Here is a 16,595-nt window from a genome sequence, read left to right on the forward strand (position 1 = left end):
ACGGGCATGGAGGCGCCAGGCTGGTACGGCAAGCTGCTTGCGCTGGGAGATTTCGCGAGCCGGCGCCTGCCGCCCCACTGGATCAATGCCTGCGACGCCTGGCTGTCCGGGGCGCTGCGCGTTGCCGGCGCTCGGCTGGGCGAACGCTGGTTGGAGGTCTATCTCAGCGCTCCGATACTGCGCTTCGCTTGGGCCCCGGGTATCGTCGATGGCCAATGGTGGTTCGGCGTGTTGATGTGCAGCTGCGACCGGGTCGGACGCTACTACCCGCTCCTGATCGCGCAGCCGCGTCCGGCCCCACCGGCCGACGCTGCCGGACTCGAACATCTGGACGCTTGGTTTGCGCAGCTGAGTCAGGCGGCCCTGCAGACGCTCCACGACGATGGCTCTGTCGCGGCGTTGGAGCTGGCCTTGGAAGAGGCTCCGCCGTGGCCCGCCATGCCGGTGATGGGTCGAAACGCAATCGCATCGGATGCTGGGCTTGCCCGATGGTTGCCGGGCGTTGCCGCCGGCGAACTGGCCGCCCGCTTGAGCGGCCACTCTCTATGGTGGCGGACCGGCGGTGATCGTGCAGCAGTGCTATTCGACATCGTGCAGGGGCTGCCGGACGGCGCATGCTTTGCGGCGCTGCTGGGCGCCCAAGCCTAGTCGCGTTGCGGCCGGGTGACGTCACCGCGGTCACCGACCCAGACGGCGATGGCGCTGAAGTTGTCTTGCTGTGCCGCGCCGACATGCTCAATTCGTTGCTGCATCGCGTCGAGCCACTCCTCCGGAGATGCGGCCTCTCCGAGCGTTTCAACTATCCCGGCGTCGTCGAGTGAACCCCACCACCCGTCGCTGCACAGCAGATAGACGTCTTCGTCCTGCAGTTGTGTTGGCTGAGCCAATGTGTGCGGAACGACATCGCCGGACTTGCCTAATGCGGCCAACAGATGGTTGCGGTGGGGGTGGGCATCCGCCTGCTGCGGTGTGAGCAGACCCGCATCCAGCAAGCCCTGCACCACGCTGTCATCGTTGGTCAGCCTTCGCAGCAGCCCCTGGCGCACCCGGTACAGGCGCGAGTCTCCGACATGCGACCACAACGCAAGGTCACGGCTCGCGTCAATCCACAGTACGACCACCGTCGTGTGCATCTCGCACAATGCGACGTCGCGTTCCTGCTCATGGTGTAGCCGCGCGTGGGCGGCAAGCACCGCGTGCGTCAATGCGGCGGCGCCGAATTCGCGACCCTGCGCGAGCAGCGCCTGCTCGATCTCATCGACCGCATAGAGGGCCGCCGTCGCGCCCCCGCGATGTCCGCCGGCGCCATCGGCCAGCACCAGGGCCCAGGTCGGGCCTTCACGGCTCAGGCAGATGCGATCCTCGTTGTGCTCGCGGCTGCCGAGCTCGCTGCGCCCCGTGGCCGAGATGTTGAGCATCGTGGCCCCGTCAGCGCGGTGTTTCGGCGCGGGGTCGCAGGCGCTCGAGTTGCTGCTGGTAAGCCGCCAGGAAGGCCTTGCCGAACAAGGTGTGGAAATCCTCTTGCGCGTCGTCGCGGATCGCCAAGTAGTGCTGGAGATAGAGCTCCCACAGTCTTGCCCGGCGGTTCATCGGCAGCAGGCTGTCCAGCACCGACTTGCCGGTCAGCTTGGCCTCCAGTTCGGTCGGGGCGAAACGGCCAAGGACGCCCTCCAGGGCGGCACGCATGCCGGCCATCGTGCCGATCGAGTGACCCAGCAGATCGTGCATCGCATCGTCCATCGCCTGGGCGCCGGCCATGAAGCCGCGCCTCGGTGGCTGCAACAGTTGTTCCAGCGCGGACTCTGCGTCCGGCGCGAACTTCAGCGGGTTGTTGTTCTGGGCCTGGATCATTGTCACCTGTGCATGCAGCTCCGACCGCGTGCTGGCGCGAACCGCCATCAGCTGCAAAGTGCCGGCGGTGGCCGCGCGAAGAAGCTGCCCGACAGAGTGCATCAGGGCCGGCGATAGCTGCTCCGCAGGCAGCCGCACGCCGGTGCCGGCGCAGAAGGCCTCCCAGAGCTCTGCTGCATTGCCCGCGTCGAACGATGGCGTGGGCTCCGGCGTCGCGGCCTCCGGATCCGGGCCCGATGCCGGCCCGGGAGCCGTCATCGTCAGAGGCTTTGGTGGGCTGAAGGCCGCGTGCAATTCCGGCACATCGTCGGGCGGCAGTTCGGCGGGCGCGGTGCTCGGCGCTGCGCCCCCGAAAAGCGCGAGCGGATCGGTGGGCAAGGGCGGCGCAGCCTTGGCCATCGCCCCATCGCCGAGAAAATCGGCCAAACGGTCTCTGCCGCCGCTCGACCGGAGATCGAACAAGGCATCGATCGAGACGGGCGTCTCTGAACCGGGCAATGGTAAGTCGGCTCGTGCTGGCGTTTTTGACGGTGCAGCCGGTGCTGCGGCTGCGAAAGGGTCGTAGTCGTCAGGCAGGCGCGACGTTCCCTCGTCCTCATAGGCGCTTGTTGCTGCGGATGGGCTGAGCAACTCGGCGAAAGGGTTGCTGCGGGACAGCGGTGTTCCGAGATCTCCCAGCGGCACTGGGACCGTGCCACCTCCGGAATTGGCGCCCCGAGCGGGGAGCGAGGGCAGGTCATGGACCGTGGCGGTCGTGTCCGCAGCAGCGAGAGCGTCGTCGACCACTTCCAGCAGGTAGCCGCCGATGCGCACCTGGTCGCTGTGCATCAGCGGCGCGGACTCTCCCTGTGCCAGCGCGTGATTGCGCACGAGGATGGGGTTGGCGCTGCCGATGTTGCGAATCACGTAGCCGCTGCGGCCGACCTTGATCTCTGCCTGCTGGCGTGAGATATGCCGTTCGGGGTCCGGCAAGGCCAGCGTGTTGTGATCGGCGCGGCCGATGGTCCCGCCTTGCTGATCGAAGCGTGCGGTGATCGGCTGCGTCAACGGCCGGTCGTTGAGGGAGACGGCACGCAGGGTCAGGGCCATGGGCGCGTTGGTCTGTATCGGGATGGGTGGCGCAGGCATATTCGCTGGGGCTTGAAGATTCGGCAATGAACGAAAGTCACTGCGGCTTCAAGAGCCGTTGCTGGCGCCAGGCTGGCGCGGCGATGGGAAAGAGCGAGCGTCCCGGCTCGAGCAGGCAGATCAGTTGCGCGGCGACGCTGCGCTGGCGCTGTGTGCCCTCTCGCAGCACGTGTTGGCAGTGGGCCATGGTGGCGGTTGCACCCATGAAGCAGCGAATTCCCGTTGGGAGGCCGGCCGAGTGCGTTTGCCACCAGCGCCGAACGCGCTCCGGGTCGGGCCAGGGCAGGCTTTCGTCATCATCAAGCGCGACGTTCGCGTCGTCGGGATCATCGTTGGGCCCCGACTGCAGATCGGCAGGCGGTTTGCGCTCCAGGTCCAGGTCGGCGAGATCGGCGCCGGTGATCAGCGTGAAGGCCTCGCCCGCCTTGCGGGCAAGCACCTCGTCGGCCATCTGCTCGATCAGCCAGGGCACCGCGGTGGCGTCTCCCAGCAGCGCGGTAGCGCCGATCACGCGCCGCCGCAGCACGGCGTGCGGTTCCTGCGCGTGCGCGATGCGCCGAACAAATTCCCTACCGCGTGCGAAATCGATCGTCAGCAGCAGCAGGCGTTCCGCCGGGGCTTGCTCGGGGCCTTCACCAATCGCCAGCGACTCGAGCGTGGCCTCGGCCGCCCCGCGGCCGCCCAGCAGACAGGCACATTCGGCGGCCCTGAAGGCGAGCGCGGGATCTTCGTGTGCTTCAGCCAGGATCGCGCCTGCATATTGCAGCAGATCCCGTCGGCCCAGCGCGCCGGCCGCACGCAGCGCCGCGACGCGCAGCGCGGGCATGTCTTCGCCAAGCGCTGCGAGCAAGGGCGGGCCCGGGTCGACGGCATGCAGCCGGCAAGCCCCGATGGCCAGCTCTCGTCGCACCGCATCGCCTCCGAGCAAGGTGCGCACCAGGCCTCTCAGCGATGGCGCGCTGACCCAGCCCAAGGCCGACAGCAAGCCGCGCCGGGCGTCAGGCAGCGCCGCGGCGATGGCAATCAGTCGCTGCAGCGCCGTTTCGTCGCGCTCATCGATCAGACGCACCGCCAGCGCAAACACCTCGCCGGCGCCCGGGCGCTCCAAGGCTTCGGTGCAAAGCCGCGTTCCGTAGCTGCCGGCCACTGCCAGGCCGTCCAGGTGTGCGGCGATGCGCTCGTCCAGCCGTGCCAGGTGGCGCAAGCGCACATGCGGTGCGCGCGCCAGCACCGAGCGGATATGCCGGAGCATGGCGCTTTCCTCCGCATGTTGATGGACGACAACGGGTATTGGCGGGCGTTCAAAGGGCGGCTTCATCGTCTGTGACGATGCCCGGCACCGACTGGCCCCGGCAATAAACGAAAGTCACGCACCTTAGTCCTGCGTCTGAGGGACACTTTCCGACATCGATCTTGTGCGAGGCGCATTCACGCATGCCTGCGATGACTCATCCAGAAATGCCTACCGTGCCGCCCGGGCAGCGGCCGCGGTCCTGCTATGGCTTGGCGCTGTTGCTCGCCGCTTGCGCCCAAGCCCCAACACGGCCACCGCCCGCACCGCCGTCGGTGCCAGCGGCTGTTACCGAGATCCCAGAGCCTCCTCCGAGTCCCCCCCCCGCACCCGCGCCGGCCAGCCCGGCCTCGCAGCAGCAGGCCGGCAAGATTGCAATGACTGCGGTCGGACTGCTGGAATCGGGGCAAATGGAGCAGGCCAAGGCAGAACTGCAACGGGCCTTGTCCGCCGATCCTGCCAACAAGCTGGCGCAAAGCCTGATGCGTCAGATCACCGTCGATCCAGTTGCCGCGCTGGGCCGCGAGTCATTCAGCTATACGGTGCGACCCAACGACACGATGTCCTCCATTGCCGGTCGCTTCCTCGGAGATATCTACGCCTTCTACATCCTGGCACGCTACAACAACATCAGCGTGCCGCGCCAATTGGCTGGTGGCCAGGTGATTCGCATTCCTGGCAAGGCACCTCCGCCTGCGTCGCCGGCCGCTCCTGCGCCTGTGGCAGCGGCTCCTGCAGCGCCAGCCACTACGTCCGCGACCGCTCCGGATTCTGGTGCTGGCGAGCGTGCAATGCGCGCCGCCGAGGCGGCGGAGCGTGCCGGCAAGCCGCAGCAGGCCTATACGGAATACCGCAAGGCGGCGAGTCTCGGTCAAGCCGGTGCGGAGGCCAAGGCTGAGGAACTGCGTCGTCAGATGGTGCAGCGCTTGTCGCTGAACGCGCGCACCGCCTTTGCCAAGCAGGATCTGGACGGCGCGATCCGCGCGTGGGAGCAGGTCCTGGAACTGGACCCTGCCAACGACACTGCCAGGTCAGAGCGTCAGCGCGCGTTGAACCTGAAGGAAAAGGTCAAGAAGCTCTGATCGCTGGTGGCTGCGCTAGCGCGATCGCGGACAGATGCCCGGTCCGGCGAGTAGCGTCCTGCTTTTGCCCTTGATCTGTAAAAGCCTGGCCTGGGCGACGAGGTTTCCGCCATCGAGCACCAAACTGCGGTCCAGCGCTGCGACGGCTGCCGCTTGGTTCTTGGGCAGTAGCACCTCGGCACGCTGCAGGTGCAGATCCGCCAGCTGTTGACAGGCGGCGGTGTCGCGACGATCGCGCGCAAAGCGGCGTTCGAGCAAGGCGATCGCATCGTCGAGTTCTCCCTGGGCCGCCAGCACCGCGGCATGCTCGAGCTCGTTGCGATCCGGCGGAACGGCGTTACGCGGCAGGCTCATCTCAGCGGCCGAGCTTGCGCTGCGGGTCAGCGTCAATCGCGCCGGGCGGCCCAGCAGCCCGCGTCGGTTGCGCTCGCGCTCAATCGCGCGCAGCGCGGCAGCGGCCTGCGCATGATCGGGCTGCAGCGCTAGCACCTGCAGATACTGGCCGGCAGCGGCCTCGAGTTCGCCGCGCCGCTGCAGCTGGGTGGCGCGTTGCAGCGACTGACTCAGCGCGCCATCGATCTGCTGCCGGAGCTCTGCGAGGCGCTCTGCATACTCGGGCCGGTCACTGCGCAGCACCGTAAGGATTTCCCAGCTGATGGCGGCTTCGGCGAGCTGCCCCTGGGCCTGCTGCTCGGTCGCACGCGCGCGCAGCCGCTGTTCATAGGCCAGCGCGGCGGCCGGCGGACCGGCCTTTTGCATCGGCGCCGGCGACGGTTCAAACGACGGTGGCCGCTGGCCGGCGCAGCCGGTCAACAGCGCGAGACAGAGCGCCAGTCGCGATGCCGGCTGCGGCGCGAGCCACGGTTCATGGCCTTTCATGGTTGTCCGTGGCTGCGTCCGATCTGCAGCTTGGCCTTGAAGGCGTCGAGATCGTGGTCGCCGAAGATCATGGTCCGACGCAGCATCAGGGGCTGGGCGAAGAACGCGTTGCCGCCGGGGTGGACGGTTACCGCCAGCTCGTACTGCTGGCGTTCCAGCAGTTCCAGCACCAGCTCGTTGGCGTCGCCGAACGGATAGGCGAAATGCCGCACACGCACCGGCAGATGGCGCTGCAGCAGCTCGCGTGGAACGCGTACTTCGGATTCGAGCTCCTGGCGGTAGCGGGGCTCGCTGGCCTCGGCATCGCGCTCGATCAGATTGCGGTGGGTCTTCGAGTGGGCCTGCACATCCACCAGGCCCGACTCGGCCAGCTCCTGCAACTGGGCCCAGCTGAGCGCATCGCCGGCGCCGATGAAGTCGGTGTAGACGAACAGCGTGGCCGGGAAACCATGCTTGCGCAGCAGCGGCAGCGCATAACGGTGCACCGACTCGTAGCCGTCGTCGATCGTGATGACGACCGAGCGACGCGGCAGCGCCTGTCGGCCGGCGAGGAAATCGACCAGCTGGGACAGGCGGATCACGTGGTAGCCGTTGCGCGCCAGCCAGTCGAGCTGGGCGGCGAAGTTCGCCGGCGTGACGCTCATCTTGCCGCCGGTGCCGCCGAAGCGGTGGTAGCAGAGGATGGGCACGGTCTGGTAATGGTCGGCGTGTACGCCCAGGCGGTTCAGCGGCTGCAGCGGGATGGCCAGGGGCTGGCCGGCTTGCGCGCGGGAGATGGCATTGAAGTCGCCGATCTCCCACTCGCGCTCGGCGCTGCCGAGAAAGCGCTCGGCAAGACCGCGCAGGCTGTCTTCGGGGCCCGGCAGATAAACGACGAAGCGTTCGCTCTGCCCGAGCAGTTCGCCGCTGCGCGGCGCGGGTGCTGTAGAAGGCGGCGCGGGCGGCACAGGCGCCGGCCCCGGCGGTGTGCTGCAGGCGGCGAGCAGCAGCAGCGCGCCGAACAGCGCCGTCAAGCCTGGCCGGAGCTGCCGCACTGCAGAGGTCGGCTTGGCCGGCCCATCCATTGCGCGGGCCTCAGTCAGCGCGGTCCGACGGCTCCGCCGTCGGGATGTTCAGCGCAATGTTCGGCGGAGCAGGTGCCGGCGCTGCCTGGGCCGCGCCTTGAGTCTGCTGCAGCGCCTGCGCCATGCGGTCGAAGGCCGCGAACAGCAGGCCGAACTCATCCTTGCGTGGCTCGGCGATGCGGTGATCCAGATTGCCGCGGGCGATCTGGTCCAGCGCGTCGCCGATCTTCCTGATCGGGCGGGCGAAATGACCGGCCAGCAGGTACATCGCCAGCGCGACCGCCAGCACCGTCACCAGCACCAGCGCCGCCATCAGGCCCCGCGAAAGCCGCGCCACTTGCTGCAGCGGCCGCTCGGGCAGCGCCAGCGCCACATGGCCCACGTTCTTGCCCTGGAAGGTGATCGGTGCGTCGAAGCCCAGCAGCGCCTCGTCACGCTCGCTGTAGCGCGACATGCGCACCCCGTCCTCGCGGCCGGCGAGGCCCTCGGCCTGCGGCGGCTTGTACGGTTGGCCCAGCTGCGCCGGATCGGCCGCGGCGCGTACCATGCCGGCCCGATCGCTCACAACGATGCTGTGGAAGTCGCCGGTCTTCATGATCTCGGCCACTGCCGCCTCGACTGACGGCCATTCCTCCTCCAACGCCGCCACGGCGTTCTGCGCCGCGATGAAGCGCGCCAGCGCGGCGCCGTTGTCGCTGATCTGCCGCATCAGTGCCGCCTGCTGGCGCTGCGTGATCACGCCGGCCGCCACCGCCATCACGATCGCCACAATCAGCGCCATCAGCGCAGCCCAGCGCACGCGCAGCGGCACGATGCGCTGGCGATCCTTGTCGCGCGCGGCCTCGTCGATCTCGGCCAGCACGCCGGCCAGCGCCTGTGCCAGGGCCTGGCCGGTGGAAAAGCGCCGTGCCGGGTCCTTGGCCAGGCAGCGTTCGACGATGCGGCGCAGCGCCGGCGGCACGTCAGGGCGGCGCTGCTCGATCGGTGGCGGCTCCTCCTGCACGATCTTCATCGCCACCGCCACCACGCTGTCGCCCTCGAACGGCCGCTGGCCGGTCAGCATCTGGTAGAGCAGGATGCCGGTCGAGAACAGGTCGGAGCGGCCGTCGAGCAGCCGGCCCTGGGTCTGCTCGGGCGACATGTACTGGGGCGTGCCGAGCACGTCGCCGACGCGGGTGCGTTGCTCGGCGCCGCTGCCCGGCGCCGGGTCCATGTGGGCGATGCCGAAGTCCATCACCTTGATCGTGTCGCCGCCCTTGAGCCGCGCGATATTGCCCGGCTTGATGTCGCGGTGCACGATGCCGTGGCGGTGCGCGTAGTCCAGCGCCTGCGCCAGCTGCATGCCCATCACGAGCACCTCGCGCAGCGGCAGCGCGGCATTGCGGCCCTTGCCGTCCATCAGATCGGCCAGCGGCTCGCCCTGCAGCAGCTCCATCGCCATATACGGCCGGCCCTCGATCTCGCCGACATCGTGGACGGTGACGATATTCGGATGCGACAGCGAGCCGGCTGCGCGCGCCTCGCGCAGGAAGCGGCTGCGGTACTCCTCGTCCTCGCACAGCGAGGCATGCAGGAACTTGATCGCGACGTCGCGGCCGATGCCGGGGTCGTGCGCCTTGAACACGGTCGCCATGCCGCCGCGGCCGAGGCGCTCCTGGATCAGGTAGCGGCCGACCTGGCGGGATTCGGGGGCGTCGGGGGAGACGTGGCCGGGCAAGGTCTCGGTGACGGGGTCTCGACCCGTCATGTCTGCTTGCCGTGGCAAGGGTGTGGAGGCACTGCGTGCGGTGAGCAGCTGCGTGGCTGCCTCTGATGACGAAATCACGCGCGTTGCGTCCCCGTCCAGCGCATCAGCTGGCGGGCTGCCCGCACCGGTCGTGGCAGCAAGGCTTGCTGCTTCATCGCTGTGCTTCGGATGGCCTTGGGCTTCTGGCATGGTGGTGGAGGCCTCGACAGTTCACGTCGCAATGCTCAGCCTGCCGGACGCTGCGATCAATGAACGAAAGTCACCGTGAGGTTGGGCATCATGAGAATGAAATTGATCGATGTAGCAGCGCGCGACGTTGCGTAGGCGGCTGCGATACCCGTCCGCGCGGCACCATGGATGGTTGGCAGCGCGAAGCGCGCCTTTTGACGTTGGGATCGCGGATCAATGCCAGAAAGTCATCTGGCGTGCCAGTGCAGCCAGGATGCCATCACGCCGAAGATGAGGCCGAGCAACAGCCAAGTTCGGCCCTGTGGCGACACCGCGCCGGCACGCAAGGACCGGACGGCGCCCAGCAGCAGGAACACCGCACCGAGCACGGCGAACAGCAGGCGGGGCTCGAAGGCCGGCATGCAGCTTCTCAGTTCTCCGGGCAGACGTGACGTGTCCACGCCTTCCCGTCGAAGCTGAACACGTCGTCGCCGCCGACGCACCACAGCTTGTCGTCCGACGCGGCCAGCGCCATCGCATCGAGCTTGCCTTCGGAGGGCGTGGGCAGCTTCTGCACCGCGGCCCCGTTGATGGCGAGCACACTGCTACCGGCGGCTACATGGATGAGGCCCTTGAACTGCGCCATGTCCCACATGCTGATCTTTCCGAGCTTGCCGCGGGCCAAGTCGGTCCACGTGCCATCCGCTTCGAGCGCGAGCAGCGTACCGTTCGCGCCGCAGAAATAGGTCCGCCCGTCGCTCGCACAGAGCACGCAGTTCAGCGGGAAGTTGGTCGGCGAATCGAGCTCGCGCCACTTTTTCCCGTCCCAGTGCCAGATCTCGCCTTCGAAGCCGCACGTGTAGACGTCGTTGGTCGAGAAGCCCGAGATCGACAGCAGCAACCGCTTCACGTCGTCGCCATCGAAGGGAATGCGCAAACCGCGATCGATCGCCTTCCATGTACCGCCATTGAGTCGGTAGACCTGCCCTTGCGCGCCGCAGGCATAGACTTCGTCACCGACGACGGCTAGGTCTTCCAGGTAGCCTGCTTCCGTTGGCTTGATCGGGATGTCGATCGGCGAACCGCCTGAAGGGTACTCGCGGTACAGGCCGTCGCGCCCCAGTATGCACAGCCGGCGCTTCTCACCGGTCGGCGTGCGCAGCACCATTGCGTAGATCACCTCGCGGATATCGAACAGGAAGCCCCAGGCACCCTGATTTATCAGCATGAATCGTGTGCCGATCGGGTCTGAGTCCTCGCTTTGGAGGTGGCCGCCCAATGCGGCCATATCGCCAGGGTAGGCGCAGACCGTCGTGAAGTACAGCGCTGTCGCTTTCCTGTAAGCCATCGTGCTTTTTCTCCTAGTCAAGGTACGGGAACCTGCCCGGCGCTGGCCTGCACGGCCGGCCACAGCTCATTCACCTTGCCGGGCGCGCCTGAGGCGGTGACCCCGCTGTTGTCCTTCAGGCCGGGACCGTCGGGCTGGGCCTTCTTGTAGTACTCGTCGAGCTGCGCCTTCACGCACTCGAGCTCCTTTTTCGTCAGCTTCTTCGGCGGCGTTCGCCCGCCGCCCGCTGATTTTGCCGCGGCGTCGCGCGCCTTCGCATAGGTGAACTTCTTCGGTTTCTGGTGGTACCGCTCCACTGGGTCGAAGATGCGGTGGCAGCCGCGGTGGCTGCCCGTGTGCTGGTTCTTGCCCTGGACGCAGATGCACGGCGCTTTGCCGTGGCTGTAGCCGGGCATGCCGGTGGTGCAGCGGTCGGGGATGAGGTGGTGCGGTGTTTGGGTGCCCGGACAGCCGGGGCTGTACGGTACGAGCTGAAGCTGGACGTCGACGCCCTTGCACTTGAGCTGTGTCGTCTTCTGCTTTCCGAAGTGCATCATGGCGGCGTATTGCCAGGTTTCGGCGACATGTGGTTGTGAGTCGTCATGTCCATGTGACGCACGACGTTGGCGCCCTCGATCTTCACGTCCATGGACCAGCTGACGAAGTAACACTTGCCCTGTATGTTGTGCGAGACGACACCCATGCCCTGCGCCTTCGTGGCGGCCTCGTCGCCCATGCTTTCCTTGAAGTACGACTTGTCGCGCAACATGGCCTCCTGTCCGCCGATCTTCACCGACGACGATCCGTCGCTCGTGTTTGAGGCCATACCGGTGTTCGGATAGGGAATCGGCAGCGGCCCGGCGGGCGGCGGCGGCGGCGTTAGGCACACGTCGGGAAAGGCGCAGGGCGACTTACTGTCTGCCGCCTTGCAGGAAATTTCGCGTCCGTTGGCGAAGACGTTGTTAGCCATGGCGCGGCGCGGTACTTTGTAGGACCAGCGCGACGCGGCTGCCGGCGTCTTCGCTGAGATGGACCAAGACGTTCGGCCCCGGCGCGTAGCGCTTGCGTACCGCTGCGAGTGCGACACCCAGCACGATCGGCCCGATCGCGGCGCCCACTTGGCCGACGCAGTCGGCCGGATGCCACAACGGCAGTTCCTTGTTGGTCGCCTTGACAATGCGGCTGAGCGCGAGCGCCGCCTCGCGGAAGTAGTAGTGCTCGCCCGACAAGTCGGTCAGGCGTAGGTCGATGGCGCCCGGCTCGATCGTCGCGTCCGTGAGAGCTGAGCGGATGGCCGCGACGAGCCCGTCCGCGCGCAGCGGCTCGTCCGAGACGATCGTTGCCGATTCCGACGCTTGCGCGATGGCGCTACAAACGAGCACGGTACCCGCGCCTGGGCGCGACAGCATCACCGCGGCGGCGGCCTCGCCGGGGATAAATCCGTTGAGGTTGTCGCCCGCCAGCAGGCGGTCGGCATCCTCGAGCGACGACAAGGTGTCCCGCGTCACGAGGCTGTCGCCGGCGACGATGAGCACGCGGTCGACCCCACCGTCGTAGAGCATGTGGTGCGCGTGCACGAGAGCCAGCCCGAGGCCTGTGCGGCCGCCGGCGATGACCGCCGAGTGGTTCTCGTCGAACCGGATGCCGAGGCGCTCGCTTAGCCCGGAAACCGCCTGTTCCGCGAGATCGGCGAACGGGCCGCCCTGATCGGGATCGGCTACGCAACAGACGATAGGCACGCCGCGGGTCATCGGTGCGCCGACTAGGCACTCGTGCGCTGCGCTCGCCATCATCGCGAGCAGCTTCGGTACGCCGCGCCACGGACGCGCGAGCTGCACCTGCGCCGCACGTATCAGCTCGCCGTTGCCGTCGGTAAACTGAGTCTCGGTGACCCCCTGCACGCCGGCGCGAATCGCGGCGCAGGTGGCGGCGGCGCTCATGCCGACACTGGTCACCATGCCAGAGCCCTCGATAGCTAGTGGTGCCCGGTGCATCACGCCTGCGCCGCGGCCGGCATCGGCAACACGCGAATGGGCACGGGGAAGGGCAAGCCGTCCTGCTCACGCCACCACACGGGTCCCTTGCGGCCGACCATCACCTGCGAAATCTCGAACAGGCTGCGCTTGAGCGGCCGTGTCATCCGCCAGGTCATCGTGAAGCGTTCCTGGTCGGGTTCGATGACGATGGTGTCGAGCGTGCCAACGTGGTCCTCGCGCTCACCGCGAACGGGGAACACGTGTACCGGTGCCTCGAAACGCGGCAGCACGAATCGGCGCAAGCCGTCCTCGGTAAGGTTGGTCAGGGTGACTGTCATGTCGGCGCGCGACAGCGGCACCTGCTGATCCGCGGGCGCGAACTGGAAGTAGCGGATGTCGAAGTCCGCTGGCAGGAAAGGGAACACCTCGTCGCGCCAATGCTGGTCGTAGGTGCCGGCGAACGCCACGCGCTGCGGCCAGCCACGTCCGATCGGACCGAACGCCATCGGCTCGTACCTGCCGGCCGGCCAGTTCACCGGTACCCCTGTCTGCTCCGTGTTGGGCAGCGGCTTGCCGTCGAGGTACGCATTCTTCAGATGCTTGAAGTATCCGCGTCCGACCGGGTTCGGCAGATACACGCTCGGCGGCAAGCCCTCTTCATCCGGCGTGTCCGTGCCGCCGAACGCGACGTCGTAGCCGATTGTCAGTCTCGTGAACGGCTGCGGCGACGATGGGCGGATGCCCGTGACGCCAGCCTGCCAGACACGATTGCCGACCGCCTCGAAGCTCTTGCTCATCGGACCGACGCTGAGCCCTACCCGTGCGCGCGTGACAGCGCGGCCGCCGGGGGCGTAGGCGCTGCCGATCAACAGGACGTCGCATGAGGCCTTGCGGTATGCGAAGTCGGATTCGTAGCGCGGCGCGCTCGTGCCGGGGTTGCCGGAGAAGATGTCGGCGATCGTGAGCGGCACCTGCTCGGCGTGCAGCTTCACTTCCTCATTGCCACGCGGAAGCGCGAAGGTGCCTTTTATGACGACAACCAGCAACTCGCGCCCGCTCGGCTCCAGGCCCACGGTGCAGTCGGCGGCCATCCGGGTGGCGTTGATGAGTTCCACGGTGCGGGACGACGGCCGGCACAAGCTCAGTTGAGCTGCACCGAGCCCCCCATCAGCTTGTTGACACCCGTCGAGCGGCTCAGCACGTAGGTCCCCTGGATCAGCACCTTGCCGAAGGTCGTCAGCGTGATGCTGGCCTTCCCGCAGCGCAGGACCAGTTCGCGCTGCGCGCTTACCGTCAGGCGTTCGCCATCGACATCAACGACCGCGAGGCCGCCGTCGTTGGTCAACGTCTCGGCCGATGCCTCCTGGATCAAGCCCATCACGATCGGCGAGCGCGCGTCGCCGCACTCGAACATCAGCACCACCGATCGTCCGATTTGCGGTCCTCGCAGCGGCACGACCGACCGGGCGCGCACTGCGTTGGTGTCCGACTGGCCGGGATAGGTAACGAGCGGCGCACCACTCTCGTCGAGGATCGCCACCAACTCGCCGACGACAATCCCCGGCAACCCGTGCTGTCCCGGCGGGGCGCAGGGCATGGACAACAGCGGGCCGAGCACGTCCTTGCTGTCGGTTGGCACCCGTGCCGCTTCGATCGTCGCTTGCGAAGGTTGCTCGCCGAGACCGTTCCTGCCGCCCATGCTGGCCTCCATCAGTTTTGAAGAATCTTCGATCCCTTCATCACGATGTTGCTAGACGCCTTCACGTTGACCTTGCCCGTTCCGGTGACTGTGATGTCCTTGCCGGTGATGGTGATGGTCCCGTCTTTCTTCATCGTGATCGCAGCTTCACCGGTGACGATGGAGACCGAGTCGCCCGCATCGATGACCAAGTTTTTGCCGATCTTCAGCGCATCGTCTTTGCCAACCTTGGCGCTGCGCCCCCCTTCGATCGTGCGTGACTCGTCAGCACCCACCTTGATGGACAAGGCCTGGCCGACATCGAGCGAGCGTGCGGCGCCGACCTTGACGGTCTGCGCCGCGCCGACGCTGGTGCTCTGCGACGCTCCTACGCTCACCGTCTGGTTGGCGCCGATTGTTACCGATTGCATGGCGCCAATCGCCACTTCCTGGGCGGCGCCGATAGCGATCGTCTCGTTGACGCCCACCGCATGCGTGCGCTGCAGCGCGACAGTCTTGGTTTCGTTGGCGCCTACCGAGACCGAGCGGTTGGCGCCAATACTAATCGTCTCGTCGGCGCCCACGCTCTCGGTACGGTTCACGCCGATGGTGATCTGCTCGTTCTGGTCCACCGTCTCGGTGCGATTCCGGTGGACCGTGATGGTCTCGTTCTTGTCGACCGTTTCAGCGCGGTTGCCATGCACGGTGATCGTCTCGTTGTTGTCCACCGTCTCCGTCCGGTCATGCTTGACATGCGTCGTCTCGTCGTTGTCGACGGTCTTCTTGCGGTCATGCCCGACCCAATGCGTCTCGTCGTTCTCGACCTCGATGTCCTGGTTCTTCTCCGCATGGAGCCACAGCTGCTCGCTGCCCGCCTTGTCCTCGAAGCGGATCGCGTTGGCGTTGCCGTAGCCACCGCCCTTGCTAGAGCGGGTGAGGATGCCGGATTGCGTGGCATTGGCCGGCAGCTCCCAGGGGGGCATCTGCTCGGCGTTGTAGACGCGGCCGGTGATCAGTGGCTGGTCCGGGTCGCCCTCGAGGAAGTCGACGACGACCTCCTGGCCGATGCGCGGGATGTCGACGATGCCGAAGTTCTTGCCGGCCCAGGGATGCGAGACGCGCACCCAGCAGGAGCTCTTCTCGTTCTTGTCCTTGCGGCCGTAGCGATCCCAGTGGAACAGCAGCTTCACGCGGCCGTACTTGTCGGTGAAGAGTTCCTCGCCGCTGGGGCCAACGACCAGCGCCGTCTGAGGCCCCTGAACGAAGGGCTTGGGCGTGCGCCGCGGCGGGCGAAACTGCTGGGTCGAGGGCGTGGCCGAGAACTCGCAGTGGAAGGCGCCCGCCGGATTGCCGGATTCGTAGCCATCGACCTGGGCCCGCGCCGACAGCGCGGTGATCAGGTACTCGTCGTTCTGGTCGGCGCGCGGGTGGCGGGTCAGCTTAAGGAGGCGGCCGACCTCGATGCCCTGCGCGTTCGACGCGCCCTGCAGGCGCTGGAACGGGGTCTGCAGCTCGTCCATGCGGTCCTCGGCCCATTGCGAGCCGTCGCCGGCCTGCACGTAGTCGCCCTGGAAGTCGAACACCTCGTAGTCCGACAGGCTGTAGGCGCGGCTCTTGTCGGCCTTGACCGCCAGATCTGTCGAGGGGCGCTCGAAATCGTAGCTGGCCAGCACCACCTTGCCGCTGCGCACCTCGCGCGAGAAGCGCCAGTCGGACACGCATTCGAGGTCTGGCGAGCGGTCGGCGCCCGGTTCGACATAGGGCAGCGAGGGGCAGTCCGGCGCCGCGTCATGCGCGCTTTGCGAATCGACCAGCACCAGCTTGTGCGCGCCGTCGCTGTGCTCGAAATACCAGTAGATGCCCTCATGCTCCAGCAGTCGGGCGACGAAGTTGTAGTCGCTCTCGCGGTATTGCACGCAGTACACCCATTTGCGGTAGCTGCGGAACAGCTTGAACTCGAAGCTGGCGACGCCGTGGTCCTCGAACACCTTCTTGACGATGTCCGGCACGCTCTGCTCCTGAAAGATGCGGCAGTCCACGGTGCGGGTCAGGAACCACAGCCAGGGATAGACGCTGGCGTGATAGGCGAAGTAGCGGCCCTGGTGCGGGCCGAGGCCGAAGCGGGTCACGTAGCCATGGAAATGGCGCTTGGCGCCGTCGCGCAACTGAACAGTCACGGTCACCGGCTTGCCCAGCAGATCCTCTGGCTTGAGGTCGGGCTTGGGGCTGAGCAGGCGCAGCTGCATCTCACCGAGCATGCTCAGGCCGGCCGAGGCGGTCATGGACTCGAACAGCAGATCCTCGGGGGGCAGGGGCGTAGCGATCGCGATCGGCGGAGGCATGGGTAGATGGTTGGCGCTGGTGCATGCGCGGTAAAGCGACGAAAGTCATTCAATCCACCGGC

At 67.1% G+C, this 16,595-nt stretch carries 16 protein-coding genes; 2 read left to right on the plus strand and 14 right to left on the minus strand.

Features of this window, described 5'->3' with window-relative positions:
- Positions 1-6 precede the first annotated feature (6 nt).
- The gene (tagF, locus tag QWJ38_RS06915; protein ID WP_290358326.1) at positions 7-648 is read left to right on the plus strand and encodes a type VI secretion system-associated protein TagF; all 642 of its coding nucleotides are present in this window, start codon (positions 7-9) and stop codon (positions 646-648) included.
- Here the strand turns inward: tagF and QWJ38_RS06920 are convergent.
- The 3 genes from QWJ38_RS06920 to QWJ38_RS06930 form a co-directional block, all read right to left on the minus strand.
- Positions 645-1,418, minus strand: a complete 774-nt coding sequence (locus QWJ38_RS06920; RefSeq protein ID WP_290358327.1) for a PP2C family protein-serine/threonine phosphatase — start codon at positions 1,416-1,418, stop codon at positions 645-647. The two genes, tagF and QWJ38_RS06920, sit on opposite strands and share 4 nt — an antisense overlap.
- Positions 1,419-1,428: 10 nt before the next feature.
- Positions 1,429-2,940: a type VI secretion system-associated FHA domain protein TagH gene (gene tagH, locus QWJ38_RS06925; protein WP_290358328.1), complete on the minus strand. Its 1,512-nt coding sequence runs from the start codon at positions 2,938-2,940 to the stop codon at positions 1,429-1,431.
- A 76-nt stretch (positions 2,941-3,016) separates the two neighbouring features.
- Positions 3,017-4,297, minus strand: a complete 1,281-nt coding sequence (locus QWJ38_RS06930; protein ID WP_290358329.1) for a TIGR02270 family protein — start codon at positions 4,295-4,297, stop codon at positions 3,017-3,019.
- 383 nt (positions 4,298-4,680) lie between these two features.
- On the opposite strand from QWJ38_RS06930, the gene QWJ38_RS06935 reads away from it, so the two are divergent.
- Positions 4,681-5,352: a LysM peptidoglycan-binding domain-containing protein gene (locus tag QWJ38_RS06935; protein ID WP_290358330.1), complete on the plus strand. Its 672-nt coding sequence runs from the start codon at positions 4,681-4,683 to the stop codon at positions 5,350-5,352.
- A 15-nt stretch (positions 5,353-5,367) separates the two neighbouring features.
- On the opposite strand, the gene QWJ38_RS06940 is transcribed toward QWJ38_RS06935, so the two are convergent.
- The 11 genes from QWJ38_RS06940 to QWJ38_RS06990 all read right to left on the minus strand — a co-directional run bounded on the left by QWJ38_RS06940 (position 5,368) and on the right by QWJ38_RS06990 (position 16,533).
- Positions 5,368-6,231, minus strand: coding sequence for a tetratricopeptide repeat protein (locus QWJ38_RS06940; RefSeq protein ID WP_290358331.1), 864 nt, complete (start codon positions 6,229-6,231; stop codon positions 5,368-5,370).
- Positions 6,228-7,244: a polysaccharide deacetylase family protein gene (locus QWJ38_RS06945; RefSeq protein ID WP_290358332.1), complete on the minus strand. Its 1,017-nt coding sequence runs from the start codon at positions 7,242-7,244 to the stop codon at positions 6,228-6,230. The genes QWJ38_RS06940 and QWJ38_RS06945 overlap by 4 nt, the downstream gene beginning before the upstream one ends.
- A gap of 61 nt (positions 7,245-7,305) precedes the next feature.
- Positions 7,306-9,042, minus strand: a complete 1,737-nt coding sequence (locus tag QWJ38_RS06950; protein ID WP_290358333.1) for a protein kinase domain-containing protein — start codon at positions 9,040-9,042, stop codon at positions 7,306-7,308.
- 416 nt (positions 9,043-9,458) lie between these two features.
- Positions 9,459-9,632: a hypothetical protein gene (locus QWJ38_RS06955; protein ID WP_290358334.1), complete on the minus strand. Its 174-nt coding sequence runs from the start codon at positions 9,630-9,632 to the stop codon at positions 9,459-9,461.
- Between the two features lie 8 nt (positions 9,633-9,640).
- On the minus strand, positions 9,641-10,558 hold the full coding sequence (locus tag QWJ38_RS06960) for a beta propeller repeat protein (protein ID WP_290358335.1): 918 nt from the start codon (positions 10,556-10,558) through the stop codon (positions 9,641-9,643).
- A gap of 17 nt (positions 10,559-10,575) precedes the next feature.
- Positions 10,576-11,094: an HNH/endonuclease VII fold toxin-2 domain-containing protein gene (locus QWJ38_RS06965; protein ID WP_290358336.1), complete on the minus strand. Its 519-nt coding sequence runs from the start codon at positions 11,092-11,094 to the stop codon at positions 10,576-10,578.
- Positions 11,091-11,507 (minus strand): DUF4150 domain-containing protein, encoded by a 417-nt coding sequence (locus QWJ38_RS06970; RefSeq protein WP_290358337.1) that lies wholly within the window; start codon positions 11,505-11,507, stop codon positions 11,091-11,093. The genes QWJ38_RS06965 and QWJ38_RS06970 overlap by 4 nt, the downstream gene beginning before the upstream one ends.
- Positions 11,500-12,531 carry a hypothetical protein gene (locus tag QWJ38_RS06975; protein WP_290358338.1) on the minus strand — a complete coding sequence of 344 codons (1,032 nt, stop codon included), beginning with the start codon at positions 12,529-12,531 and terminating at the stop codon, positions 11,500-11,502. The genes QWJ38_RS06970 and QWJ38_RS06975 overlap by 8 nt, the downstream gene beginning before the upstream one ends.
- Positions 12,531-13,628, minus strand: a complete 1,098-nt coding sequence (locus QWJ38_RS06980) for a DUF2169 family type VI secretion system accessory protein (protein WP_290358339.1) — start codon at positions 13,626-13,628, stop codon at positions 12,531-12,533. The genes QWJ38_RS06975 and QWJ38_RS06980 overlap by 1 nt, the downstream gene beginning before the upstream one ends.
- Before the next feature lie 26 nt (positions 13,629-13,654).
- Entirely contained in the window at positions 13,655-14,224 is a 570-nt protein-coding gene (locus tag QWJ38_RS06985; protein ID WP_290358340.1) for a DUF6484 domain-containing protein, read from the minus strand.
- The gene (locus QWJ38_RS06990) at positions 14,224-16,533 is read right to left on the minus strand and encodes a type VI secretion system Vgr family protein (RefSeq protein WP_290358341.1); all 2,310 of its coding nucleotides are present in this window, start codon (positions 16,531-16,533) and stop codon (positions 14,224-14,226) included. The genes QWJ38_RS06985 and QWJ38_RS06990 overlap by 1 nt, the downstream gene beginning before the upstream one ends.
- Positions 16,534-16,595 lie beyond the last annotated feature (62 nt).

This window comes from Roseateles violae, assembly GCF_030410485.1.
Lineage (GTDB): Bacteria > Pseudomonadota > Gammaproteobacteria > Burkholderiales > Burkholderiaceae_C > Roseateles_D > Roseateles_D violae.